General features: G+C 68.7%; 25 protein-coding genes and 1 pseudogene. 10 read left to right on the forward strand and 16 right to left on the reverse strand.

Annotated elements, in window-relative coordinates:
* Nucleotides 1–19: 19 nt before the first annotated feature.
* The 6 genes from VFJ21_09155 to VFJ21_09180 all read right to left on the reverse strand — a co-directional run bounded on the left by VFJ21_09155 (nt 20) and on the right by VFJ21_09180 (nt 4,175).
* Nucleotides 20–334, reverse strand: coding sequence for a MerR family transcriptional regulator (locus VFJ21_09155; protein HET7407282.1), 315 nt, complete (start codon nt 332–334; stop codon nt 20–22).
* A 64-nt stretch (nt 335–398) separates the two neighbouring features.
* Entirely contained in the window at nt 399–824 is a 426-nt protein-coding gene (locus VFJ21_09160; GenBank protein ID HET7407283.1) for an Hsp20/alpha crystallin family protein, read from the reverse strand.
* Between the two features lie 130 nt (nt 825–954).
* Entirely contained in the window at nt 955–1,359 is a 405-nt protein-coding gene (locus tag VFJ21_09165; protein ID HET7407284.1) for an ATP-binding protein, read from the reverse strand.
* A gap of 126 nt (nt 1,360–1,485) precedes the next feature.
* Nucleotides 1,486–2,280: an HAD-IIA family hydrolase gene (locus tag VFJ21_09170; protein HET7407285.1), complete on the reverse strand. Its 795-nt coding sequence runs from the start codon at nt 2,278–2,280 to the stop codon at nt 1,486–1,488.
* 102 nt (nt 2,281–2,382) lie between these two features.
* A complete protein-coding gene (locus tag VFJ21_09175) occupies nt 2,383–3,066 on the reverse strand; it encodes a response regulator transcription factor (GenBank protein ID HET7407286.1) in 684 nt (227 codons plus the stop codon).
* A complete protein-coding gene (locus VFJ21_09180; protein ID HET7407287.1) occupies nt 3,063–4,175 on the reverse strand; it encodes an ATP-binding protein in 1,113 nt (370 codons plus the stop codon). Before VFJ21_09180 ends, VFJ21_09175 begins: the two co-directional genes overlap by 4 nt.
* Nucleotides 4,176–4,312: 137 nt before the next feature.
* Between VFJ21_09180 and phoU the strand changes: the two genes are divergently transcribed.
* The gene (phoU, locus tag VFJ21_09185) at nt 4,313–4,972 is read left to right on the forward strand and encodes a phosphate signaling complex protein PhoU (protein ID HET7407288.1); all 660 of its coding nucleotides are present in this window, start codon (nt 4,313–4,315) and stop codon (nt 4,970–4,972) included.
* A gap of 4 nt (nt 4,973–4,976) precedes the next feature.
* On the opposite strand, the gene pstB is transcribed toward phoU, so the two are convergent.
* From pstB to VFJ21_09215, 6 genes and pseudogenes are all read right to left on the reverse strand, one after another.
* The gene (pstB, locus tag VFJ21_09190; GenBank protein ID HET7407289.1) at nt 4,977–5,753 is read right to left on the reverse strand and encodes a phosphate ABC transporter ATP-binding protein PstB; all 777 of its coding nucleotides are present in this window, start codon (nt 5,751–5,753) and stop codon (nt 4,977–4,979) included.
* 12 nt (nt 5,754–5,765) lie between these two features.
* Nucleotides 5,766–6,662, reverse strand: a complete 897-nt coding sequence (gene pstA / locus VFJ21_09195; protein HET7407290.1) for a phosphate ABC transporter permease PstA — start codon at nt 6,660–6,662, stop codon at nt 5,766–5,768.
* Nucleotides 6,659–7,642, reverse strand: coding sequence for a phosphate ABC transporter permease subunit PstC (gene pstC / locus VFJ21_09200; protein ID HET7407291.1), 984 nt, complete (start codon nt 7,640–7,642; stop codon nt 6,659–6,661). The genes pstA and pstC overlap by 4 nt, the downstream gene beginning before the upstream one ends.
* 11 nt (nt 7,643–7,653) lie before the next feature.
* A complete protein-coding gene (pstS, locus tag VFJ21_09205; GenBank protein ID HET7407292.1) occupies nt 7,654–8,994 on the reverse strand; it encodes a phosphate ABC transporter substrate-binding protein PstS in 1,341 nt (446 codons plus the stop codon).
* On the reverse strand, nt 8,991–9,929 hold the full coding sequence (locus tag VFJ21_09210) for a DMT family transporter (protein ID HET7407293.1): 939 nt from the start codon (nt 9,927–9,929) through the stop codon (nt 8,991–8,993). The genes pstS and VFJ21_09210 overlap by 4 nt, the downstream gene beginning before the upstream one ends.
* A 72-nt stretch (nt 9,930–10,001) precedes the next feature.
* Nucleotides 10,002–10,124 (reverse strand): annotated as a pseudogene (locus tag VFJ21_09215) (ABC transporter ATP-binding protein).
* Between the two features lie 285 nt (nt 10,125–10,409).
* Between VFJ21_09215 and VFJ21_09220 the strand changes: the two are divergent.
* Nucleotides 10,410–10,868: an SRPBCC family protein gene (locus VFJ21_09220; GenBank protein ID HET7407294.1), complete on the forward strand. Its 459-nt coding sequence runs from the start codon at nt 10,410–10,412 to the stop codon at nt 10,866–10,868.
* Between the two features lie 67 nt (nt 10,869–10,935).
* Here the strand turns inward: VFJ21_09220 and VFJ21_09225 are convergent, their stop codons facing one another.
* Nucleotides 10,936–11,283 (reverse strand): hypothetical protein, encoded by a 348-nt coding sequence (locus tag VFJ21_09225; GenBank protein HET7407295.1) that lies wholly within the window; start codon nt 11,281–11,283, stop codon nt 10,936–10,938.
* 286 nt (nt 11,284–11,569) lie between these two features.
* Nucleotides 11,570–11,983, reverse strand: coding sequence for a hypothetical protein (locus VFJ21_09230; protein HET7407296.1), 414 nt, complete (start codon nt 11,981–11,983; stop codon nt 11,570–11,572).
* Between the two features lie 498 nt (nt 11,984–12,481).
* Here VFJ21_09230 and VFJ21_09235 point away from each other — a divergent pair, with 498 nt between their 5' ends.
* Nucleotides 12,482–12,709 carry a hypothetical protein gene (locus VFJ21_09235; protein ID HET7407297.1) on the forward strand — a complete coding sequence of 76 codons (228 nt, stop codon included), beginning with the start codon at nt 12,482–12,484 and terminating at the stop codon, nt 12,707–12,709.
* 379 nt (nt 12,710–13,088) lie between these two features.
* Here VFJ21_09235 and mgtA read toward each other — a convergent pair whose 3' ends face one another.
* Nucleotides 13,089–15,725, reverse strand: a complete 2,637-nt coding sequence (mgtA, locus tag VFJ21_09240; GenBank protein HET7407298.1) for a magnesium-translocating P-type ATPase — start codon at nt 15,723–15,725, stop codon at nt 13,089–13,091.
* A gap of 611 nt (nt 15,726–16,336) precedes the next feature.
* On the opposite strand from mgtA, the gene VFJ21_09245 reads away from it, so the two are divergent.
* The 4 genes from VFJ21_09245 (at nt 16,337) to VFJ21_09260 (ending at nt 19,292) form a co-directional block, all read left to right on the forward strand.
* Nucleotides 16,337–16,852 (forward strand): DUF5994 family protein, encoded by a 516-nt coding sequence (locus VFJ21_09245; protein HET7407299.1) that lies wholly within the window; start codon nt 16,337–16,339, stop codon nt 16,850–16,852.
* Nucleotides 16,853–17,184: 332 nt separating this feature from the next.
* On the forward strand, nt 17,185–17,892 hold the full coding sequence (locus VFJ21_09250; protein HET7407300.1) for a GAF and ANTAR domain-containing protein: 708 nt from the start codon (nt 17,185–17,187) through the stop codon (nt 17,890–17,892).
* 68 nt (nt 17,893–17,960) lie between these two features.
* Complete coding sequence (locus tag VFJ21_09255) at nt 17,961–18,662, forward strand: GAF and ANTAR domain-containing protein (protein HET7407301.1); 702 nt, start codon at nt 17,961–17,963, stop codon at nt 18,660–18,662.
* A 129-nt stretch (nt 18,663–18,791) separates the two neighbouring features.
* The gene (locus VFJ21_09260; protein ID HET7407302.1) at nt 18,792–19,292 is read left to right on the forward strand and encodes an ATP-binding protein; all 501 of its coding nucleotides are present in this window, start codon (nt 18,792–18,794) and stop codon (nt 19,290–19,292) included.
* On the opposite strand, the gene VFJ21_09265 is transcribed toward VFJ21_09260, so the two are convergent.
* A complete protein-coding gene (locus VFJ21_09265; GenBank protein HET7407303.1) occupies nt 19,244–20,476 on the reverse strand; it encodes a PP2C family protein-serine/threonine phosphatase in 1,233 nt (410 codons plus the stop codon). The two genes, VFJ21_09260 and VFJ21_09265, sit on opposite strands and share 49 nt — an antisense overlap.
* A 214-nt stretch (nt 20,477–20,690) precedes the next feature.
* Here VFJ21_09265 and VFJ21_09270 point away from each other — a divergent pair, with 214 nt between their 5' ends.
* The 3 genes from VFJ21_09270 to VFJ21_09280 all read left to right on the forward strand — a co-directional run bounded on the left by VFJ21_09270 (nt 20,691) and on the right by VFJ21_09280 (nt 22,981).
* The gene (locus VFJ21_09270; protein HET7407304.1) at nt 20,691–21,446 is read left to right on the forward strand and encodes a PP2C family protein-serine/threonine phosphatase; all 756 of its coding nucleotides are present in this window, start codon (nt 20,691–20,693) and stop codon (nt 21,444–21,446) included.
* A 121-nt stretch (nt 21,447–21,567) separates the two neighbouring features.
* Entirely contained in the window at nt 21,568–22,239 is a 672-nt protein-coding gene (locus VFJ21_09275; protein HET7407305.1) for a VC0807 family protein, read from the forward strand.
* Between the two features lie 214 nt (nt 22,240–22,453).
* Nucleotides 22,454–22,981, forward strand: coding sequence for a hypothetical protein (locus VFJ21_09280; protein ID HET7407306.1), 528 nt, complete (start codon nt 22,454–22,456; stop codon nt 22,979–22,981).
* Nucleotides 22,982–23,612: the final 631 nt, after the last annotated feature.

Here is a 23,612-nt window from a genome sequence, read left to right on the forward strand (position 1 = left end):
GAAGGATGGCGTGGGCTCGTCAGCCAGCTCGGCTGGTCCTGCGCAGGTCGGCGATTTCGGCCTTGAGTCGCGTGACCTCGGCTTGCAGCTCGAGGACCCGGCTTACCCCGGCGAGGGTGAGGCCCTCGTCGATGAGACCGCAAATGTGCGACACGCGATCGATGTCGTCGCGACTGTACCGACGTTGGTTGCCCTCCGAACGATCCGGCGTGACGAGGTCGTGAGCCTCCAGCCGGCGAAGGAACGCCTGCTGCACGTCGAGCATGTCGGCTACTTGCCCGACGGTGAAGATCGGTCGAGTCGGGTCGTCAAACAGTGAAGTCACGGCATCCACCCACGTCTAGGTGCGGTGGGGCGGCGGCGTGGGTGCTCGCGGCGCCGCCCCACCGCGTCCTCGATCAGCTCTCGATCTGGGCGTGCTTGCCCCCGACGCTCACCTCGATGCGGCGCGGCTTGGCCTTCTCGGCCAGGGGCAGGTGCACGGCCAGCACACCGTCGACGTAGTCGGCGGTGACGGCTTCCGCGTCGACCCAGTCCGGGACGCGCAGCCGGCGGCTGATCGTGCCGTCGAACCGCTCCTGGATCAACAGGTGATCGCTCTCGCCGTAGTTGCTTCGGCGCTCGGCACTGATGGTCAGCACATGGTTCTCGAACGTCAGCCCGATCTTGTCGCCGGCGACCCCGGGCAGGTCGACGCTGACGACCAGCTCATCGGCCCGGCGAATGACGTCCATCGGCATCCCGGCGCCGTCGACGCCGCCGAAGGCGCGCTGGGTCAGGCGATCGAACTCCGCGACGAACGGGTCGACCCTCTCGAGCAGCATGAGGCACCTCCTAGTGCTGATGCCGGCCGCTTGCCGGCCGGCGCTAACCTGATAGTCAAAGGCTAGCAAACTTACAAACAAAGATGCAAGTCTTGAGTCAGCAACACTTCGACGGCGGTGCCGCCTTTGGTCAGTTGCCCAGGTCGAGCTCGAACCAGACGGCCTTACCTTCGTCGGTTCCCTCGACGCCCCAACGGTCGGCGACTGCGGCAACGATGCGAAGGCCGCGTCCGTGCTCAGAGTCGGGTGCGACCGTCTTCGGCCCCTCGGGGAGCCGTATGTCGTGGTCGAGAACTGCGACATGCAGGTGCCCGGTCGGGCGGGCGGCGACAAGAGTCGCGCGGCTTCGGCCGTGGATGACCGCGTTGGTGACCAGCTCGCTCACGAGCAAAGCAGCCTTCTCGCACACGTCATCCCCGAGCTCTGCGGCGACGCAGAACTCTCGGATGAACTTGCGGGCCTGTCTGGCCGATGTGCGCTCGGCGGGCAGGGCGACGGTTGCCCGGAGGCTGAAGTCTTCGTACGCCACGCCCACCACCCTCCTTAGGGGTCGCCCCGCCCGAGGCATCAGGTAAGCCAGACTTTGCTGTGCTGGTACCCCGAGACACATCTGATCGAAACGGGCGGATCGGGCCTCGCGGCACTCCAGCGGATCGCAGCGCTAGGCCCCCGGCGACCGCGGTGGCGCCAGATCCGCGATGGACGCCGTCACGCGCCAGGGCTGGTAAGGGAAGCGGGGGACGTCCGGCTCGGTCGTGACCCCGGTGAACACCAGCACGGTGTGCATGCCGGCCTCGATTCCGGCGACGATGTCCGTGTCCATCCGATCGCCGATCATGACGGTAGCCTCGGAGTGCGCGCCGAGCGCGTTGAGCGCGCTGCGCATCATCAGCGGGTTGGGCTTGCCGACGAAGTACGGCTGCACGCCGGTGGCGGCACTGATCAGGGCCGCGACCGAGCCCGTGGCCGGTGACAGCCCGTCGGCGGCCGGGCCGGTCGGGTCGGGGTTGGTGGCGATGAAGCGTGCACCGCCGAGGATCAGCCGGATCGCCCGCGTGATGGCGTCGAAGCTGTAGGCCCGGGTCTCGCCGAGGACGACGTAGTCGGGGTTGATCTCGGACAGTGCGTAGCCGACCTCGTGCAAGGCGGTGGTGAGCCCGGCCTCGCCCACGACGTACGCCGACCCGTGCGGCCGTTGACTGTGCAGGAACTGGGCGGTCGCCAGAGCAGAGGTCCACAGTGCCTCCGTCGCTACCCTCAGGCCGGCCTGCTCCAGACGGGCTTGCAGGTCTCGCCGGGTGTACAGCGAGTTGTTGGTCAGCACGAGGAACGGGGTACCGGCCGCCTGCAGGGCATCGAGGAATTCAGCCGCGCCCGGGATCGGGCGCCCGCCGTGCACCAGCACCCCGTCCATGTCCATCAGGACGGCGTGGGCGTCGAAGTCACCGATCCGCATGTCGTCCTAGTCCTGCGCGACGCTGACTGCTCTCATGCCCTCAGCCTGCACGACGAAGGTGACCGCCGGGTTACGGCACGTTGGCCGGACGGTGAACCCGGGTCAGGCTTCGAGCTTGTAGCCGAGCCCGCGCACCGTCTGCAGCAACTGCGGCCGCGCCGGGTCTGCCTCTATCTTGCTGCGCAGCCGCTTGACGTGGACGTCGAGAGTCTTGGTGTCGCCGACGTAGTTGGGACCCCACACCCGGTCGATGATCTGCTCGCGAGTGAGCACCCGGCCGGGGTTGCGCAGAAAGAACTCGAGAAGCTCGAACTCCTTCAGAGGCAAGGAAACCGGGTGGTCCTCGACGGTGACGATGTGCCGGTCGATGTCCATGCGCAGCGGCCCGGCGGCCAGAACACCCGAGTCGGGCGCGCCGGCATGTTCCCGGTTTCGCCGCAGCACCGCCCGAATGCGCGCGGTGAGCTCGCGCGCGGAGAACGGCTTGGTGACATAGTCATCAGCGCCGAGCTCGAGACCGACGACCTTGTCGGTCTCGCTGTCGCGGGCGGTCAACATGATGATCGGTACGTCGGACCGCTGCCGCAGCGCGCGGCACACCTCGGTGCCCGGCAGGTCGGGCAACATGAGATCCAGCAGCACGAGGTCGACGCCTCCGTGGTCGAAGGCGGCGAGGCCGTCCGGACCGGTGCGGGCCACGTCGACGTGGAACCCCTCCTTGGCGAGCATGTAGGACAGCGCGTCGGCGAAGGATTCTTCGTCCTCGATGACGAGCAGGCGGGTCATGACGTGCTCCGCAGCTCGGGGTCGGCGACCGGCAGGCTCAGCGTAAACGTCGAACCGTGACCCGGCTTGCTCCACACCGCAACCTGGCCGCCGTGATTGGCGGCGATGTGCTTGACGATGGCCAGGCCTAGTCCGGTGCCGCCGGTGGCCCTCGACCGGGCGGGGTCGGCCCGGTAGAACCGCTCGAAGACGCGGTCCAGGTCGGCCTCCTCGATGCCGATGCCCTCGTCCTTGACCACGAGGTCGACGTGGGTCGGCTCGCCCGCCGGACGAGGGCGCACGGTGATGCCGACCGACGTGCCCTCGGGGCTGTAGGCGATCGCGTTGTCGAGCAGGTTGACGACCGCGGTGACCAGCTGTTCGCGGTTGCCCCGGACGGGTGGCAGCGCGGCCACGTCGGGGCGGACGTCGATCTGCTTGGCTGACGCGGCCAGCCGGGTCCGATCCAGTGCTTCGGCGACGACGGAGGCGAGCCCGACCGGTTGCGGCTCGGCGACGTCGTCGGCGGTTTCCAGCCGGGAGAGCTGGATGAGCTCGGCGACCAGCTTCGACAGCCGGGTGGCTTCGTGCTGCATCCGTGCGGCGAAGCGCTGGACGGCAGCCGGGTCGTCGGTGGCGTCTTGCAGTGCCTCGGCCAGCAGCGACAGCGCGCCGACGGGGGTCTTCAGCTCATGACTGACGTTGGCGAGGAAGTCGCGGCGCATGTCGGCGACCCGCCGAGCCTCGGTGACGTCTTCGACGATCAGGATCACGTGGCGGCCGTCGTCGATCGGGGTCGCCCGGGCGGCCACCGCTGTCGGCTCGCGGGGCAGCCAGCCGTGCAAGAGGCGCACCTCGGTCTCGGCCGCAGCCCCGGAGCGGCGGGCCTCGCGCACCAGCGCGCGTAGCTGGGGGAGGGCCAGCTCATCGCCGCGCACCAGCCCCATCGCCCGGCCGGCCGCGTTGCACACGACCACGCGTTCGGCCCTGTCGACGACCAGCGCTCCGACGTGCAGAACCGACAGGGCGTCGGCGGCGAGCTGCGGCTCGTCGGACGGTGCCGCCGGGTCGGCAACGGTCACGCCGGCCGGGGCGCGTCCCCGGCGCCGGCGACGCAGTGCGATCACCACACCTCGATCGTAGGAAGCGAACCCGCCCGGTTGACCGGACGTTGGCCGATCGTTTGCCAGTCGTTCACCCGACGGCAGCACGCCGGACGATCACGGTGGCTACCGTGGCGGCAACCGAGTAGGGAGCGGGGCCGAGCATGCGTGACGCCTACCACGAGGATCTCGACGCCATCGGGGCTGCCTTGGTGCGGCTCACCGGCCTGGTCGAGAGCGCCATCACCCGCGCCACCGTCGCGCTGATGCAGGCAGACCTCACCGCGGCGGAAGCGGTGATCGCCGGTGACGAGGAGGTCGACGACCTCTACCGGTGGATCGAGGCGCGGTCGCTGGACCTGCTGGCCCGCCAACAGCCGGTGGCCGGTGATCTGCGCACGCTCGTCGGCGGTCTGCGCATGGTCTCCGACCTGGAGCGCGTGGGCGACTACGCCGTGCACATCGCGAAGGTCGCTCGGCGCCGCTACCCGGCCGGGGCCGTTCCGCCCGAACTGCGCGACATCGTCGCCGAGATGGGGGCCACCGCCGCGAGCATCGTGGCGAAGGCCGGTGTCGTCATCGCCGAGCGTGACGTGGCGGCGGCGCGGGAGCTGGAGTCCGACGACGACGTCATGGACGCGTTGCAGCGCCGACTGTTCCGGGTGTTGCTGGACGGCGGCTGGCCGCACGGGATGGAGGCGGCGATCGACATCACGCTGACCGGCCGCTATTACGAGCGGCTTGCCGACCACGCCGTCTCCGTCGCCCGTCAGCTGGTCTACCTGGTCACCGGCGAACACGGCTGGGCGCCCGCGCACGGCTGAACCGTCAGCCGAAACGTCCGGTGATGTAGGCCTCGGTCCGAGGATTCGACGGCGAGGTGAAGATCTTCTCCGTGTCGTCGATCTCGATCAGGCGGCCCGGCTCGCCGGGCCCTTCCACCGTGAAGAATCCGGTGGTGTCGCTGACCCGGGCCGCCTGTTGCATGTTGTGCGTCACGATCACGATCGTGTAGCGGTCCTTCAGGTTCGCGATCAGGTCTTCGATCGCCAAGGTGGAAATCGGGTCCAGGGCCGAGCACGGTTCGTCCATGAGCAGCACCTGCGGCTCGACCGCGATCGCGCGCGCGATGCACAGCCGCTGCTGCTGCCCGCCGGACAGGCCGGCGGCGGGCTTCTTCAAGCGGCCGCTGACCTCTTCCCACAGATGCGCGGCCCGCAGCGACCGTTCCGCGGCCTCCTCGAGTTCGGCACGTCGGCGTACGCCGGTGAGCCGCAGGCCGGCCACCGCGTTGTCGAAGATGCTCATGGTCGGGAACGGGTTCGGCCGCTGGAAGACCATGCCGATGGTGCGGCGGACTCTGGTGGGGTCGACAGAGGGGTGGTAGATGTCCTCGTCGTCGAGCAGCACCCTGCCTTGCACGCTGGCCCCGGGGACCACTTCGTGCATGCGGTTGAGTGCACGCAGGAAGGTGGACTTGCCGCAGCCGGACGGACCGATCAGCGCCGTCACCGCCTTGGCCTCGAGGCTGAGTGTCACGTCCTCGACCGCGACGACCTCGCCGTAGCGGCAGGTGAGGCGTTCGGTTTCGATGCGGTTGGCCATGGCTCGGGTCTCCTAGCGTTGCCTGAGCGCGCTGCGGCGGGCGAGTATGCGCGCGCCGGCGTACAGCGCGATGACCAGGACGATCAGCGTCAGCGCGGCCGCCCACGCTCGGTCGACCGCGGGGGCGTAGGCCTGCTGTGCCGAGTTGTAGATGAACACGGACAGTGCGCTCTGCGGCCCGGAGAACGGGTTGTTGTTGATGAACGTGTTGTCGAAGGAGGTGAGCAGCAGCGGTGCGGTCTCCCCGGTGACCCGGGCCACGGCCAGCATGACGCCCGTCGTCAGCCCGGCCGCCGACGTCGGCAGCACGACCGAGAGCACCGTGCGCCACTGGGTGATGCCTAGCGCATAGCTCGCCTCGCGCAGCGCGTCGGGCACCAGGTTGAGCATGTCCTCACTGGCGCGGATCACCACCGGCAGCTGCAGCACGGCCAGCGCGAGCGCACCGGCAAAGCCGGAGTATCCCCGGTGCAGTCCGAGGACCAGGAACGCGTAGACGAACAGGCCGGCCACGATCGACGGGATGCCGGTCATGACGTCGACGAAGAAACGGATGCTGCGAGGCAGCCAGCCGCGGCCGAACTCCGTGAGGTACAGCGCGGCGAGCAGCCCCACCGGAACGCTGATCAGGGAGGACAGCAGCACCATCTCGACGGTGCCGACGATCGCGTGGTAGATACCGCCGCCGGCGCTCGACGGTGGGACACCGGCCATCGAGTGCGTCAGAAACGCGGCGGACAGGTGCGAAGCGCCGCGGTAGACGGTGTAGCCGAGGACCAGGAGCAGCGGCGCCACCGCGGCGAGGAAGGCCAGCAGCAATGCGGCCCGGAACGCCCGATCGGTGACCCGCCGCCGGGTCTCCCGCCAGCCGGGCGCGGCTCGTAGGCCGGAGGCGACCGGGCCGGTCATCGCGACGCCCCTCGGCGGCGCGCTTCCCTGCCGAGCATCCAGCGGGCGAGCAGGCTCACCACCATCGTCATCGCGAACAGCACCAGTCCGCTGGCGATCAGCGCCGCCCGGCCGGTGCTGCCGGCCTCGCCGAACTGGGTGGCGATGTTGGCCGCGATGGTGTTCTTGCCCGGCACGAGCAGGTGGGCGTTGACGTCGAAGCTGATGCCCAGCACCAGCGCGACCGCGATCGTCTCGCCCAGGGCACGGCCCAGGCCGAGGATGACCGCGCCGAACAGGCCGGCGCGGCTCACGGGCAGCACCGCAGTGCGCACCACCTCCCAGCGGGTGGCACCCAGACCCAGCGCCGCCTCCTTGATCTGCGGATCCACCTGCCGGATCGTCTCCCGGCTCATCGCCGCGATGATCGGCAAGATCATGATGGCCAGCACGATGGAGACGGCGAAGATCGACCGGCTCGGTGACGGCACACCTTGTGGGGCGGAGAACAGCGGGATGAAGCCGAGATGGTCGGCCAGCCACTGCTGCAGCGGAGTGAGGCGTGGCACCAACCAGTACAGCCCCCACAGGCCGAACACCACCGAAGGCACCGCGGCCAAGGCGTCGGTCAGGTAACCGAGCAGGTTGGCGACGCGCCGCGGCGCCATCTCGGTGATGAACAGCGCAACCCCGACCGCGACCGGAAACGCCAGCAGCAGCGCGATGGCGCTCGACAGGAGGGAGCCGAATGCCACCGCCGCGATGCCGAAGACGGCCGGAGTGGCATCGGGTTGCCAGGTGCGGGTCGTCCAGAAGCTGGTGCTGTCAGCGCGGAACGCCGGCAGGGCCTGCACGACCAGGAAGAGCGCGATGGCCGCGAGAACCGCCAGCACCAGGCCACCGCACGCCAACGTGGTGGTGCGGAAGGCCCGGTCGCCCGACCACCAGCCGCCACGGTGGCGCAGGGCCCCGGACGTCGGGCTGATCGGTTCGGCCGTCATCGCGGCGCCCCTCAGGAGGCGTTGACGGCGGCGATTGCCGCTCGGTCCTTGGTCGCCATCGCGGGCGGCAACGGTGCGAAGCCCAATTGGGCGGCGGTCTGCTGGCCTGCGCCGACCGCGTAGTCCAGGTAGCTCTTCAGCGCCGCCACCTTGTCCGCGCCGAAACTGCTCGGGTAGTGGCTGCAGACGATGACGTAGCTGACCGTCGAGATGGGGTAGGCGTCGGCCGCGGCCGGCTTGTAGTCGATCGTCGCCTTGAGGTCATTGCCGGTGCCGCTGAGCTGCGCCGTTTCGAGCGCCCTGCTGACGTTCGCCGACGTGAGCGGCACGAAGGAGCCCCCGGCGTTCTTGATCAGCGCGGTGGTCAGCTTGTGCTGCTCGGCGAAGGCCTGCTCGGTGTAGGTGATGCCGCCCTTGGTCTGGTTGACTCCGGCCGACACGCCCTCGTTGCCCTTGGCGCCCTGGCCGACCGGCCAGTTCAGCGTCTTGTCCGACCCCAGCTTCCACGAGCTCGCCGCGGCCGCCTTCAGGTACGCCGAGAACACCGCGGTCGTGCCGGACCCGTCCGAACGGTGGAACACCACGATCGGAATGTTCGGCAGAGTCGCACCCGGGTTGTCGGCAGCGAGCACCGGGTCGTTCCAGCGGGTGATCGTGCCCTGGAAGATTCCCGCCACGGTGGCGGCGGTGAGACGCAGGTTCTTCACGTCCGGCAGGTTGTAGGCGACCGCGACGCCGCCCGCCGTCACCGGCAGGTGGATCGCGGGTGCGCCGCCACACCGGTTGTCCGCCGTCCGTTGCTCGTCGGGCTTCATCGTCACGTCGGAACCGGCGAAGTCAACGGTGCCCTGACCGAACTGCTGGATACCCGCGCCGGATCCGACGCTGTTGTAGTTGACGTGCACCTGCGGGCAATTCGACAGGAAGGACGCCGACCAGGCCTGCTCCATCGGCGCTTGGAAGCTCGACCCGCCGCCCGTCAGCTGCGCGGCCGAGCAGCTGCCACTGGCGCTTCCCGTCGCCGCCACGGTGCCGCCGTTGCCCGTGTTGTTGTTGCTGCCACAGGCCGTCACGGCCACGGCCCCGGCCAGGGCCACCCCGGCCAGTCCACCCCATCGCCGCAGCGACGAGCCCTCTATTCCTCGAGATGTCTTCACGAGTCGGACGGTAGGCAGTCGACGTGACTGGCCTCCAGCGCGGCGGTTAACGGGCGGTGAACGTCCTGTGACATCTCCGTCGCACGCGTTCGTTGAGCGGCTGCTCGTCGACGAACCACCCGTTGTCGTCGTCGGCGCAGTTGCCGACGAGAACCTGCCCTGGATCTCTTTCCAGGTGTCGCTGTGGCGGGTCACGACGCGTCGTCTGCCGCTCTTCGAGCACCGATTCCTTGCGCTGTCGATGCGGTAGAGGCGACAGGCCCCAAGGACGCACCCGAGATGGAGGCACGATCCAGCGCGACGATGCCCACGACGGCGACAAGAGCGCCGGCCAACTGCACCGACAGCTGTACGGGGGAGGCGGCGAGCGCCTCATGGAGCACGACGGTGCCGATGAGCACTGCCGACGTCGGCTCGAGCGTGTCGATGACCGGCAGGCTGATCTGTAGTGCCCCGGACTGGAAGGTTAATTGGGACAGGACGAGCCCAGCCGCCCCGGCGACGGCCAGTGCGTAGGGATCCCATGACGTCATCGTGGTCACGACGCCGGCATGCCTCAGATGGCCGACAAAGTTCTTGCTGAGCGCGTCGACCAGCCCGAAGCAGGCTGCGCCGGCGAGGGCCAGCAGCGTTGTCCGGGCGACTCGTGACGCGCGTCGGCTGGCGACAAGCGCGGTGGCGCAGACCGCCGCGACTGCGAGCACGGTCACCGACCACTCATGAGGATCTGCTGTGGGCGTGCCGGCGCGGGGAGGCGAGACGCCGAGAAACACCCCGACGCCCGCCGTTACCAGCAGCGCGGCGCTCCACTCCCGCCGCTGCAACCGACGCGCCTGCGTCCGAGCCAACAACGGGAGCGCGAACAGCAGATCTGTGGCCGCGACCGGCTGGACCAGCGCGAGTGGCCCAAACGCCAGCGCAACTGCCTGCACCCCGAACGACGCCGCTTGCAGCCCGGCCCCGGCCAACCACAGCGGTGACCGCCGTACAGCCAGCACCGATCGCAGAGACCCGCCAGGACGACGGTCCTTGCCGGTCGTGTTCGCGGCCCGGAACATCAGCACGGAAGACACGCCGAACATCGCCGCTGCGGCGATGGCGGCGACCACCGCGATGGCGGTGGACACCACCCATCACCCCGCTCCTCGAGCGGCCGGCGGTTTCACGCGCCGCCATCCTCGGCTGTTGCGGTGGGGGCCGTTGGTCTTTCCGGCGCCGTTGGGGCCGACGAACCCGGTCAGCCGTCCCGGATGCACTTGAAAGGAGCAGTCAGATGGCGCCGCTACGTCGCCGTAGCGCTTCGACACGTCTGGCAACTCGAGCACAGCTTGCTCCTATCGCGTCGAGGCTGGCGCGAGGCGCGCTGCCGGTGCTAGGGCCAGAGGTCCTCAACGGCGTGGAGTCCGAACTGGCGAGCGAGCTTCCAGGCGGAAGAGGACCGTCGCCTCTACCGCAACGCTTTCGGACAGGTCAGGTTTGAAACCGCACAAGGCGCGACGGCCCGTCAGGTGGCCGGGGGTCGGGCTTCGCGCTTGTGGATGGAGGTCGTGCCATGACCAGACAAGACAGGGGCCCCGTGTGCGGAACGGCTAGAGACAGGAGGTTTCGCGATGACCAACGTGACCGGCAGCATCCTGATCAACCGGCCGCCTGAGGCCGTGTTCGACATCGTCGCCGACGAACGCAACGAACCGGCCTACAACCCGGCGCTGATCAGCTCCCAACTGCTGACCGGCGAACCGATCGGAGTGGGCAGCAGATTCAAAGCCGTCCACTCGTCCGGTCGCGGCCCCTTGGAGATGAACGTCGAGCTGACGGAGTACGACGCACCGCGACGGCTCGCATCAGTGACGCACATGTCGTGGGCGGATATCGAGGGAGCAGTGACGTTCCAGCCCGAAGGCGGCAGCACTCGGATGACCTGGTCCTGGAATGTTCAGCCCAAAGGCTTCGCGAAGATCCTGACCCCGTTCGTCGGTGTCATCGGCGGCAGGCAGGAACGTGCTTGTTGGGAAGGGCTCAAGCACTACATGGAACGCGGTAACGACCACGACTGCGACTCAGAGTAGGAACGCGCAGGTCGTCATGAGGTGAGGTGGCGGTGGAAGTACTCGGCGATGCGCTGGTGGGGTCGACCTACCGGGTTGCCCGGTCGTGGCGGGCGACACGGGGGTGCTTCGTCATGACCCTCTGACGTGACGACTCGGTGAGGAACGGGCTGAACTCGGCTACAGGCCAACCCTGCTGCGCGGGCACGCGCGCGACGTTCTCCATCTCCGCCAGCGCCGTGGCGACCTCGCCGGCCTGCACGGCGTAGCCCTGCTCGCGGTGTTCGTGGGCGTAGAGGAACGCCCGGCCGGTCCAGTTGGCCAGCTCGCCGTAGAGCGGGAAGTCGGTGCCGATGTCGCAGACGCTGCACCGGAGGAACACGCGTTCCTCGTCGCGGCGCAGGTCGACAGTGCCGATTCGCGCCCGGTAGCCCACACCGGACTCTTCGACGTGTCGATTTACGACCTAGATCGGCTGTTCGGCCCCCGTTCGGGGCTGCAACCGGCGTAGCCGAGTCACACCGGTCCCTGCGGTTACATCGGCAGCACCTCTCCCACACTTGACCCTGGGGCGTCATGTTGTGCCGAAGCCGCAGTTCGCGACCGGTGCGGCGCACCGTGGAGGACGGCGAGCGCATCCTCTCCGAGGCGTTGGCCGCGATGCGCCAAGGTGACTATCCGCCTAGACGCGCCGCCCTCTCGTCGCGGAGCCAAGGTGATGCTCAACCGCTGAGATAGAACACCGATCTGACCTCTGTCACCTCGGCTGCGAGAGTGCGGGATTCCAGCCGCCCGGTGGCCGGCTGGGAGAGGAAGACGCGCGCTCCGCCGCTCGATACGACGTCGTCCTGCGGTTCCGGCCCGTGCGCAAGACCCATGGACAGACTGTGGTGTTGACCGTCGACGACAATGCGGAGGCCCGATCCTTCCGGAAGGTCGGCGGTCCTCACCAGCTGTCGCACGAGCGCTGCCGCCTCCGGGCTCACCGTAAGCACGTGGCGGTTGCTCCGTTTCCGCGCGTCGCGCGGCGGTGGATTCCTCGCATCATCGCGATGACCCTCACGGCCGGCGCCGGTGTTGAGCTTGATCGGGCACGCACGGCCCACCGCCTCAATGCCGGAGTCGACCCCGGCCATAGTCCATCATGCCCCACTGGGGTGCACAGAGGTCGTCGCTCCGCATGTGCGGCAGCGCTCAGCTTGATTCGGAACCATGTCAAGGTGAGGAGTAACCTCCTGAAGTAGCTCCGTGTGGAGCTCAGGCCACCCGCTTCCGAGTGGAGATTGGCGGTCCCGATGGGACCCGTGCTGCACCCTCGCTCATCCCCTGCGGTCAACCGAAGTCTTCTCGACCGAATCCGCGCGTACCTCGATGAACTGCGTCGTCGAGCACAGCAGCCGAACCCCGACGGCGGTCGGGACCGATGACTCAACGAGTGGGGGAGTAGGCATGGCCGGCAAGAACAAGGGTGGTCGAGAAGCACGCAAGCCTAAGCAGGACCAGAACAAGAAGTCGAAGGGGCAAACCCCCGCACCGAGAGTGCCGGAGCCCGCGCCCAAAGCGCTGAGACCGTCCGGACCGAAATGACGTTGGACCGGCGGATGCGTCGAATGCAGGGTGTCGAGAGGGTAGGCGTGGGCGAGCGGCGAGGCCTCGCCCGTCCGCGCAAGGACGCGGACGATGCCGCAGTGGAAAGGGTTGTCCAGCGAATCGGCACTCTTGACGAGTTCAGCGACGCGCAGATCCGACAGATTGCCGCGATCGCGTTGGTCGCCCTTTCGGTCGATGACGTCGACCGGCAGCGACGGGACGAGACCGCCCGTGAGAACAGGCGCCGGCTCCGGTCGTTGGGCCGCGACTGAACCGTCGCCCCGTCAACACGACCGCGCCCGACTCAACACTTCCTGGCGCAGAAGCCGAGCTGACCGGCACGTGAAACCGGCATCCCGAGAGCGACCGAACGGCGGCTGATGACATGGCGTACCTGATGCTTGTGGGCACGGGCGGCTGGAGCCAGAGATGGGAGATCGCTCCCGGTCGGGAGGAAACGGTCCGCGCAGAGCTGCAGCAAATCGGGACGAGCGGTACGACGCGCCTGCCGCTCCTTGATCCCGATACCAACACCGAGGTCACATTCGTTGTTGCGTGGAGCGCTGTGGCGGTGGGGATCATCACTCCGTCGGTCGCACACGCAGAGTCGCCTGGCCAGTACGCCTGAATGTTGCTGCACGAGTAAGTCCCTCACCCGGCGGCGGAGGAGAACCGCCGCGCGCGGCGCAGGACTCGGTAGCCGGCGCGGCGATGACGGGTGTCGGGGACGGTTGGAGCGACGCGGAAGAACCACCGTTTGCCGAGCTCGATCAGCACCAGGTAGGAGGCCACCATGACGATGAGGGTGAGGAAGAACCCCACCGGCAACGGCGTGAAACCGAGCGCGTGGGCGAACGGTGAGACGGGCAGCGCTGCCCCGACGGCGACGACACCGAGCGCTGCCAGGAGCAGCGGAAGGCTGGGTCGGCTGCGGAAGAACGGGATGCGCCTGGTGCGGATCGCGAAGATGACCAGGGTCTGGGTGGCCAGGGATTCGACGAACCAGCCGGTGCGGAACAGCGCCGGTCCGGCGTGGAAGATCCAGAGCATGACCCCGAAGGTGGCGAAGTCGAAGATCGAGCTGATCGGACCGAAGAAGAGCATGAACCGGCGGATGAAGGCGATGTCCCAGCGAGACGGGCGGACGAGCTGCTCGTCATCCACGTGGTCGGTAGGGATGGCGAGCTGGCTGGTGTCGTAGAGGAGGTTGTTGAGCAGGATCTGCGCGGGCAGCATCGGCAGGAACTTCAGGAGCGCGGAGGCGCCGGCGGCGCTGAACATGTTGCCGAAGTTGCTCGACGTGCCCATCAGTACGTACTTGATGGTGTTGGCGAAGATCCGTCGGCCTTCGATCACCCCGTTGGCGAGGACGTCGAGGTCCTTTTCCAGCAGGATGATGTCCGCGGCGTCCTGGGCGACGTCGGTAGCGGACTCGACGGAGATACCGACGTCGGCGGCGTGCAGTGCGACGGCGTCGTTGACGCCGTCGCCGAGAAAGGCCACGTCGAGGCCGGTACGCCGCTGGGCGCGCACGATCCGTGCTTTGTCCTCGGGGCTGACCCGGGCGAAGATCGCGGTCCCGGCTACGAGGGCCGGGAGCTGGTCGTCGTCGGTTGCGGCGAGGTCGGCGCCGGTGACCGCGGGGCCGGCGGGCAGGCCGAGGTCATGGCAGACCTTGGCGGCGACCTTGGCGTTGTCGCCGGTGACGACCTTGACGGTCACGCCGAGCTCGGCGAGGCGCCGTAATGCGCCGCCGGCGCTGGCCTTCGGTGCGTCGAGGAACACGAGGAAACCGCGCAGGCGAAGGTCGTGCTCGTCGTCGGGGCAGATGCGGTCAAGGTCATCGACGGCGCGGGTTGCGACGGCGACGACGCGACTACCCGCGTCGAACTCGGCGTCGAGGGCTGCCCGAGCGGCGTCTGGTACGTCGGTGCATCGGGCGAGGATTCCTTCGGGTGCGCCTTTGGCGATGAGCAGGCGGCCGTCACGGTCGTCGTCGACGAGAACGGACACCATCCGTCGGTCATGGTCGAACGGCAGGATGCCCAGCCGGCGGTAACCGGCGACGGTGGCGAGTTGCGCCTGGCCGGCGGGGGAGTCCCACAATGCGGCGTCGAGAGGGTTACCACCGACGGGCCGGCCGCCGTCGACGTCCCCCTCGGTGCACAGCAGCCCGAACAGCAGCGGTTCGGGGCTAGGTGCCCCGTCGTTCCCGAGCGAGCGCATGAAGCTGATCCGACCCTCGGTCAAGGTGCCGGTCTTGTCGGTGAACAGCACGTCGATGTCGCCGAGGTCCTCGATGCAGACCAGTCGTTTGACCAGCACCTTGCGGCGGGCCAACTGGCGGGATCCGGCGGCCAGACTGGCCGAGACCACCGCGGGCAGCAGCTGCGGGGTAATGCCGACGGCGATGGCGAGGGAGAACAGCAGCGCGTCGAGGATCGGCCGGTGCAGCAGCACGTTGATGATGAAGATCGAGGTGGTGAGTGCGCCGGCGACCTGCACCAGCAGCATCGAGAAGTGCCGAAGCCCGGCTTGAAACTCGGTCTCCGGCGCACGCTCGGCCAGGCCCAGCGCGATCCGGCCGAACTCGGCCCGGCCGCCGGTCGCGACGACCACCCCACGTCCGGACCCGGCGTGCACGACGGTGCCCATCAGCGCACAGCAGCTCAGCTCGGCCAGCGCCGCGCCTGCCGGCACCGGTGCGAGGACCTTGTCCGAGGGCATGGACTCCCCGGTGAGCACCGACTCGTCGCATTCCAGCCCGGCCACGGTGAGCAGCCGCAGGTCGGCAGGCACGACTTCACCGAGCTGCAGATCGACGACGTCGCCGGGCACGAGCTCGGTGATGTCCACCGAGGTCGAGTGACGGTCGCGTTGCGCGACGCAGCGGTGCCGGATCTGCGAGTGCAGCGCCTCGGCGGCCTTCTCTGCGCGGTACTCGTTGACCAAGCCGAGCCCCACGGAGGCGACGAGGATGACGCCGATGATGACCGCGTCGTTGCGCTCCCCGACGAAGTACGACGCCACAGCCGCCACCGCCAGCAACAACAGCAGAGGCGAACGCAGCTGACGCCACAACACCGGGAGCAGCCGAGCCCGATCGGCACGCACTGCGTTCAGGCCGTACACCAAGCGCCGTGACGCGACCTCCGCGTCGTACAAACCGGCCGTGCTCGTGCCGAGCCGGCGCAGCACCTCGTCGGCGGACAGCGCTGCTGCCGCCGTGACGTCGAGCGTCGAGACCACGTCGGTGGCGTCAGCGCGGGTTAGGGTAGGCGCTCCCATCGACGGTCCCGTCTGTCAGCGTCTTCCGCAGGTTCGGCCGAGTCACCCCACGCCAGCCAGAGTCGAAGGTCCCTTCGACGTACTCGGCGCTAGCACCGGGCGCGTATCCGTGCGACACTGAGGGCATTCCGCGCGCCTGGGTCTGTCCGGACCTCGTGCCTCCCTCGCCGCTCGTGCAAAACAATGCCTGAAGGCGGCGAGACCGATGACCGAAACGCTTTCCGAGGCGACCCTCGCGCCTTCCGCGCCCGTTGTTGTCCGGACGATGCCGTGCATGTATTGCCGAGAGCCGATCGCGGCGGACGCGTTCACGTACTGGTCCACCGCCAGGCGGCTGTTGTCCGCGGCCTGCCCCACCTGTCGGCGTCGGGTCACCCTCTCCGCCGTTACGTGGCAGCGCTGGAGCCGCGAGCACGGTGCCTCGGCAGCGACGACATGAGCATTCTGCTGGGCGCGGTTTCGCCGGCGCCCGACACCGCCGCCGGGCGATGTGCCTGCGGGCATTTCGAACCCGGCCACGACGCCATCGCCCGGCGCTACTGCTCGGCGACGGCATCTGCCGGGCTGACCCGGGGCTGTATCTGCCGGGTAGCGTCCCCGAAATCGAACCGATGACCGCGGTCGCGCCCGATTACGCCGTCGACCGGCTCGAAGACGACGGAGGGCGGATTCGCCCCAACGGCGATGGGGACCTTCCGGTCGGGCGGCTGGTGTGGGCACCGCCCGTCGAAGGACGGCGACTCGACGGAGCGTGGTGGCCCCGTAGCCGCGATGCGGTCGCCGAACTCGGTGCACTGGTACCCGCCGTCAGCGACTACCTGCGCGGTCCAGTCACGAGGGTCTCACTCAACATCGACGCCTGGGGGCCGGATCAGCCCCGGCGGCTCCGGATCGGCGACGTGCTCGTGCGACTCGGTTGGTTCCACACGCTCGATGCAGCAACCGTCACACTCGGCCGCGGGACCTACGGCCGCGTCACGCTTGCGGTCATTCCACCGGACCTCGACCCTCCCACCGGTCGTGAGCTCTTGCGCAAGCTGTCCACCGCCACCAGTTGGCCGCACACCGCAGCCGAACTGTCCACGGGCGCCTGGCCGCCCGGCAACACCGGCCAGGACCGAGCATGAACCGCTCCCGCAACGCGCCTACGAGGACGCACGGGTCGACGTCGGTTGCGCGCAGCTCTGACCGCGACCGACCAGGACCGGCAACCTTCATGCCGGGCTTGTCATCGCGCTGCTGGCGGCGTCCCCCGACGGAGCCCTGATCGTCGGCGCTGCCGGCGCGGCCGGGATCACGCAGCTGCGGACGCACGCGCGTCGCGCTCGGCGCACGACCAAACCGACGCATCGCGGCACCGCCTCCCGGCCTAGATTGGGCCTCGATGAGATCCAGGACCTGGTCGCGGTGACGAAATCCCTCGTCGCTGCCAGCTCGATGCAGTTCCTGGCGGACTTCGGTGACTGACCGGGAGCGCTGGGTCAGGTTGCTGCGTGACGCCGCCGGGGATGTCGCGTCGCAGCCTCAGCGGATCGCGGAGCTGTGCGTGCGCATGCTGGGCGTGAGCGGCGCCGGGATCTCGTTGGTCAGCGACACCGGCCATCGGGGAGTGATCTGCGCGACCGACGACGTGTCCAGGCGGATCGAGGACTTGCAGATCACGCTCGGCGAGGGTCCGTGCATCGACGCCGTCCGCGCCGGAGGGCCGGTGCTGGTCGCCAACCTGCACGACCGCGACGACGTGGCCACCTGGCGCTGGCCGACGTTCATGGCTGCAGCCGCGGACGCGGGAGTGCGCGCGGTGTTCGCCTTCCCGCTGCGGGTAGGGGCAATCGGCCTGGGCGCCCTGGACATGTACCGCAATCGGCCCGGACCGCTCGACGACAGCGAGCTAGCCGCCGCCCTTCTCGGTGCGGAGGCCGCCGCGGTCGCGCTGCTCGGGCTCGAGACTTCGCCCGACGGCGCGTTGGCCGACGGTGCCGATACCGGCAGCTACCAGGCTCAGGTCCATCAAGCCACCGGGATGGTCATGATGCAGCTCGGAGTGACGATCGAGCAGGCCTTCCTGCTCCTGCGCGCCCGCGCCTTCTCGACCAACCGGTCGCTCAACGACGTGGCGGCCGAGGTCGTCGAACGACGTCTACGCTTCTCCTCGGAGGACCTATGAGTGAGGACAACGCTCGCGCCGCAGCGGCCCCGGCCGAGGCTCGCGGTCGAGAGGGCGCGCTCGCCCGCATGTTCGTCGCGCTCGCCGACACCCTTGTTGCTGACTACGACGTCGTCGAACTGCTCGATCAGCTCGTCGAGGCATGCGTAAGCCTGCTCGACGTCACCGCGGCGGGGCTGTTGCTCGACGACCAGAAGGGCAGCATCGCGCTGGTGGCTTCTTCCAGTGAGGAGACGAGGCTGCTCGAGATCTTCCAGCTGCAGACCAACCAAGGCCCCTGCCTGGACTGCGTGCGCACCGGGACCGTCGTGATCAGTGCTGACCTCGAGGCCGACCGCGCCCGGTGGCCGATGTTCGTCCCCGAAGCCCTCGCAGCGGGTTTTCGTTCCGTGACCGCGGTCCCGATGCGCCTTCGAGCCGAGACGATCGGTGGCCTGAACATGTTCAGCGACACCGCTACTGTCCTTGCCGGTGACGATCGTGAGCTGGCGCAGGCGCTCGCGGACGTAGCCACCATCGGCATCCTGCAGCAACGGGCAGCGCACCGGACGTCTGTCCTCGCCGAGCAGCTGCAGCACGCGCTCAACAGTCGGGTCGTGATCGAGCAGGCCAAGGGTGTGATCGCCGAACGCGACCAGGTCAGCATGGACGTTGCGTTCGCCACCTTGCGCAAGCACGCCCGTGATCACAACCTCAAACTCGGCGACGTCGCCTTCGCCGTCGTCCGATCCAGCACCGACCGGGGAGCCATCCCGCCGCCACCGTCGTAGCGCTGCTCACCCTCGACGCGCGCTCACGTTCGCGGTGATCATCGCGACCACCACCAACCTGGTTGTCGGGCCGGCCAAGTAGCCGGCGCCGGCAGGTTGCGCGTCACCCTCGTGGGCAGACTCCTGAGCATGGCCCCCGCGCCGCAGAACCCCAAATTACCGATCAACAGCACGGTGGCGATGTCCCTCGCTCAGGACGCAACGGCGGCGGTGCAAGCTCGTCGGGTCGTCCGTGACACCCTGCTCGGCTGGCAACTGCCCGCCCTCGTTGACCCCTGCGTTCTCGTAGTGAGTGAACTCGTGACGAACGCCGTACGTCACGGACGGCCGCCCTTCGGCCTGTCGGTGCGTCGCCGCTTTGGCAATGTCCGTATCGACGTCAACGATGCTCGCCCGGAACCAGTGACTGACCTCGGCGGCTCCCAGCCGGACAACTTGGCTGAGTCCGGTCGAGGGCTCTGCCTCGTACGCGACGCGGCTGACAACGTCGGTTGCGAACGCGTGCGCGGAGACGGCAAGAACGTGTACGCGTCGTGGAACGTGCGGGAACTGTCAACCCGAGCGGCGACCGGTGCCGCTGGTCACAGTGGGCGGGAGGCGCGGCTCGGGTCGGCTCCGGACCCCACGTGACGCTGCGTGTCCATTCCACCGTGCCAGTCGACGCACAGGACGGTGGCGTCGTCGTGCAATGGGCCGCCGACGGCCGCGGTTACCCGGCGGGTGAGGTGCTGTACGAGTTCGCGCGGGTGCAGGTCGCGCGTGGCGTGTAGCTCGGTGGGCACGTCTAAGCGAGAAGCGTTGCGCTCCAGCATCCCGTCGGTGACCAGCAGCAGTCGATCCCCGGCTTGCAGGTGAAAGGCGTAGTCGAGATAGGCCGCTGCAATAACACCGAACGGCGGGTCTCCGCTGTGTGGCAGTTGTGTTACCTCGCCGTCGCGGAGGAGGTAGGGAACGGGATGGCCGGCGTTGACGAGCCGGGCCTGCCCGGACGCCAAGTCCACGCGGAGTAACAGGCCGGTGACGAACTGGTCCGAGCTGGTGTGGTCGAGCAAATCCTGGTTGGCCTGGTGGGCCTGTTCGACCACCTCATACCCGCGGCGGCGGCTGTTACGTAGGCTTGCGACAACCAGGCTCGCCAACTGCGCGGCCGACAGGTCGTGGCCCATCGCGTCGGTGAGCGTGGCATGTAGCGCACCACGGCTCAGGCTGTAGTCGAAGGTGTCGCCAGCAGCGGTCGCCGCCGGCTCGAGGAAACCGGCGATCGTGCACTGCGCTGCCTCACACGTGAACGACGCTGGCAGTAGCCGCCGCTGAATCTCCGCGGCTAGGTCCAGCGGCAGCGTCCGCTGCGCGCGCTCGTACAGATCGGTGTACCGGCTGTTGGCGATCACGACGTACGCCAACGCGTGCCCGGCGAGCGCTGCGTCGGCCGCGGTCGCTTCGTCCGGCGGCGCCGCCAGTCGCAGCTCCAGCACTCCGAGCGCCTCGCCACGATCGGTCACTGGCGCATAGAACCAGGCTCCAGCCCCGCTGGGCTCGATGTGCACCCGCTGAGTGCGCAACACGCGACCCTGGGGCGTCCCTTCGATCGGCACCCACTGGCTGCCGTCATCGGTGCCGACGGCCGGGCCCGCGCGGACGAGCCGGGCAAGTCCCGTGCCTCCGTAGTCCGCCATGAGAAAACCGACGTGGTCGGCTGCCATCACTCGAGCCAACTCCTCGGCCAGCGCCTCCACAGCCTGCACCGGAGCAGCCCGCTCCACCGCGAGCAACAATGCGCCCAGCTCAAGCCGTCGCGCGGGACCGACCGCCACCGGCGCAGCGTACGACACTGACGCAGGGGGTCAGCGGCACTCGTGAGGCTGAGGTGGCTGAATTGACCTCTATGGCCTGATCGGTCGATGGCTATTTTCCCGTTGCCGTGACATGCTGAGGCTATCTAGCGCGCCTGGTCTCATCCAGCCCCTGTGCTCCCTCGCCGCTTCGGCACTCCGCGCATAGCGGCAATTCCAGGAATGGCGCGCAGCGATGAACCGAACGGCCACCGAGATTCGCGGCACCGCTACGGTTGCCGCGCCTGACCCGGTCCCATGCGACCGAGTCTTCGACCTGTCCATGGCGGGCCGGTGCATCCCGGCCGGTCGTGCCGGCCAACCCACCGCCGGCGATTTCTTCGACGTACAGGTACTCGGTGAGCACAGGTCCCTGATCGCCATCGGTGATGTGGCCGGCCACGGTTACGGCGTGGGTTCCCGGGCGCGCCGGCTCCGCAGCGAAGTCCGGCATCACGCACCGCAAGCGACGTCACCGGCTGAGTTGTTGAGCCTGCTCGACGCGACCTACGGTTTCGGCGATGACGACGACATCGCCACGGTGTGGATAGGCATCTACGACAGCGACTCTCATGTCCTGCGCTACGCAAGCGCCGGTCATCCACCGCCTGTCATCGCCGAGGTCGGTGGGCCGGCCCGGTTGCTGGCGGCGGCGAGTGCGCCACCGTTGGGAACGGGCGCGGTAGCCGCCCACGTGCGGGCCGATGTGGTCCTCTGGCGGGCCGGGGCACTGCTCGTCGCGTACAGCGACGGCCTGGTCGAACGGCCGGAACGCGACCTCGAGGACCAGATCCACGAGTTCCGCGACCTCGTGGGGTGGACCCACGTGATACTTGCCGCGGACGCCGGCCCTCGCATCGTCGCCGAGACGCTTCTCAACGATGCCGTCCCAGGCCCGGCCTCGACCCTCGACGATGTATGCATCCTCGTCCTGCGTCGAGACGCCCTGTGAATGACCAGGTGAGTACGCACGGACTCGCGGGTCGTCGACGGGGGCGCCGCGCAGGGCTGCGCAGCGTGCAACCGGACAAGGTAGAAAGTTCGCTGATCCCGCTCGCCACACGCGGCGCCGAGTGACCGGCATCGGCCACCGGGTGCCGGCCCGCGCAGCAGAGCAGTTCGCCGAGCGCCCGGGGCTGCGTGCCGTCCTTCGCCACCTTGGGCTCAACCTGTTCGTCGCCACAATCGTGCCCACGGCCTTGTTCTACGCGTGCCTCATCACGGCAGGGCTCTGGGCGGCGCTGATCGTGGCGCTCATGTGGTGCTACGCAACGCTCGCCTGGCGGCTGCGCAGGCGGCAGCCGACGTCCGTGTTGCTGTGGCTGACGGTCGCCGGGCTGACCGGCAAGACAGTTCTGGCGTTCGCGACCGGGAGCACGTTCATCTACTTTGTGCAGCCGGCAGTCGGTGACGCTCTCGTCGCGTTCCTCTTCCTGCTATCGCTGGCAACGGCGCGGCCGGCGGTCGCGAGGTTGGCGGGTGAGTTCTACCCCATGACGAAAGACGTGGCCGCGCGGCGGCGCGTCCAGACCCTGTTCAGCCGTCTGACACTGCTGTGGGCAGGTATCTGTGCGACCAAGGCGGGAGTCATGTTGTTGCTGCTTCACTCTCTGACGCTGACGAGCTTCGTGATGGCTAAGACGGTATTCGCGCCCTCTGCGGCGGCGCTCGGTGCCGCGATCACGATCGTGCTGGCGCTGCGCGTCGCACGTCGGGAAGGGCTGCTCCCGGCCCCCGCCGCGTGATGTCGACGACGACGGCTTCGCTCGTTGATGGGTGTGTTACCGTAAGCGTGGTTGCAGTTTGCATTTCTCGAACGTTTCAAGCGCCCGCGGGATGTCGACAGCGGGCGCTTTGCCGTTACCCGGCCGTTGCAAGGGCCGACGTCGGACACCGCGTGACCCGGAGTGGTGCGCAGTTCTTGCGTGACCGCATAGCCGGAGGAGAGGCCGACAGGCGATGGGGCTCGGTTGCGCACGCAGCGAGTGGGACGACTTCGAGTGGTTCCCGCTGCAAACAGATGATGACGACCCTCCAATCATCTGGGTCGACGACGACGCCACGCGAGTGTTGCTCTGCGACCTCGACAACCTGCGCGCCGATCCCCGCCGCCTCGCTGCGCGCATGCGCGTTGCGGTCGAGCTGGCCCGGGAGGCGGACGTGTCGGTGTTCGCCGGCCAGGCCGACTCGGTGAGTCGCTGCGCGCGTATGGTCGCTGAGTTCCGCGAGCAGGTGATCACTGTCGGACCCGGTCGCGACGCCGCCGACCACGCGCTGTTGGCCTCGGCCGACCGGGTGCGCGCTCGTCAGGTCCAGTTCGTAGCGATGAGCAACGACGGCATCTTCGCTCGGCTCGCCGAGCGCGGTCCTCTGACCGTTGTGAGTCCAAGCCGGTTGAGGGCAAGCAGCCGCCTGGTCAAGGTCGCGCGCACCGTGGTCGATGTCAGCGACCTCGCGTGCCACGACCTCGTGTCGGCGGCCGCATGACCCTCCCGAAGCCGCCCACCCACGCCGAGGCTGACGGCGGCAGCGAGGTGGCGGCCGAAGATCTCGACCTCGCGTTCGCGCGATTGCGCTGGGCGGAGTCGTGCCGCTGCCCCCGTACCGCTGAGCAGGCTGCTGCGCTGCAATGGCTCGCGGCCCAGGTGACAGCACTCGATCAACAATCGCCGCCCCCGCCTGACACACCGCGCTAGCGGACGCCGCCGAAGGCGCGCCCGCCGGTCACCACCGTGACTGCGTTCCAGCGGTGGCTACAGCGGAGTCGGTACTCGCGTAGCCGCATCACTGCGCGATAGCGGCCCGTGGAGCTCACCCGCTTTGGGGCAGCGGCCTCGGTGTAGGAAGCCCCTGTCTCCCTAGGGTTGTCGCATGGCATCGCAACGGATGGACAACATGGGCATCGTCGTCGAGGACCTCGAGGCGATGATTGCGTTTCTTCCGCGTCCTGGGCTTGGAACTCGAGGGCAAGGGGATCATCGAGGGCGAGTGGGCCGGCCGCGTCACAGGCCTGGGCAGCCAGCGCGTCGAGGTCGCGATGATGCGCACGCCGGACGGTCACAGCCGGCTCGAGCTCTCACGGTTTCTCGATCCGCCGGTCGTCGCCGATCACCGGACC

This window comes from Mycobacteriales bacterium (genome assembly GCA_035690485.1).
Lineage (GTDB): Bacteria > Actinomycetota > Actinomycetes > JAFAQI01 > DASSKL01 > DASSKL01.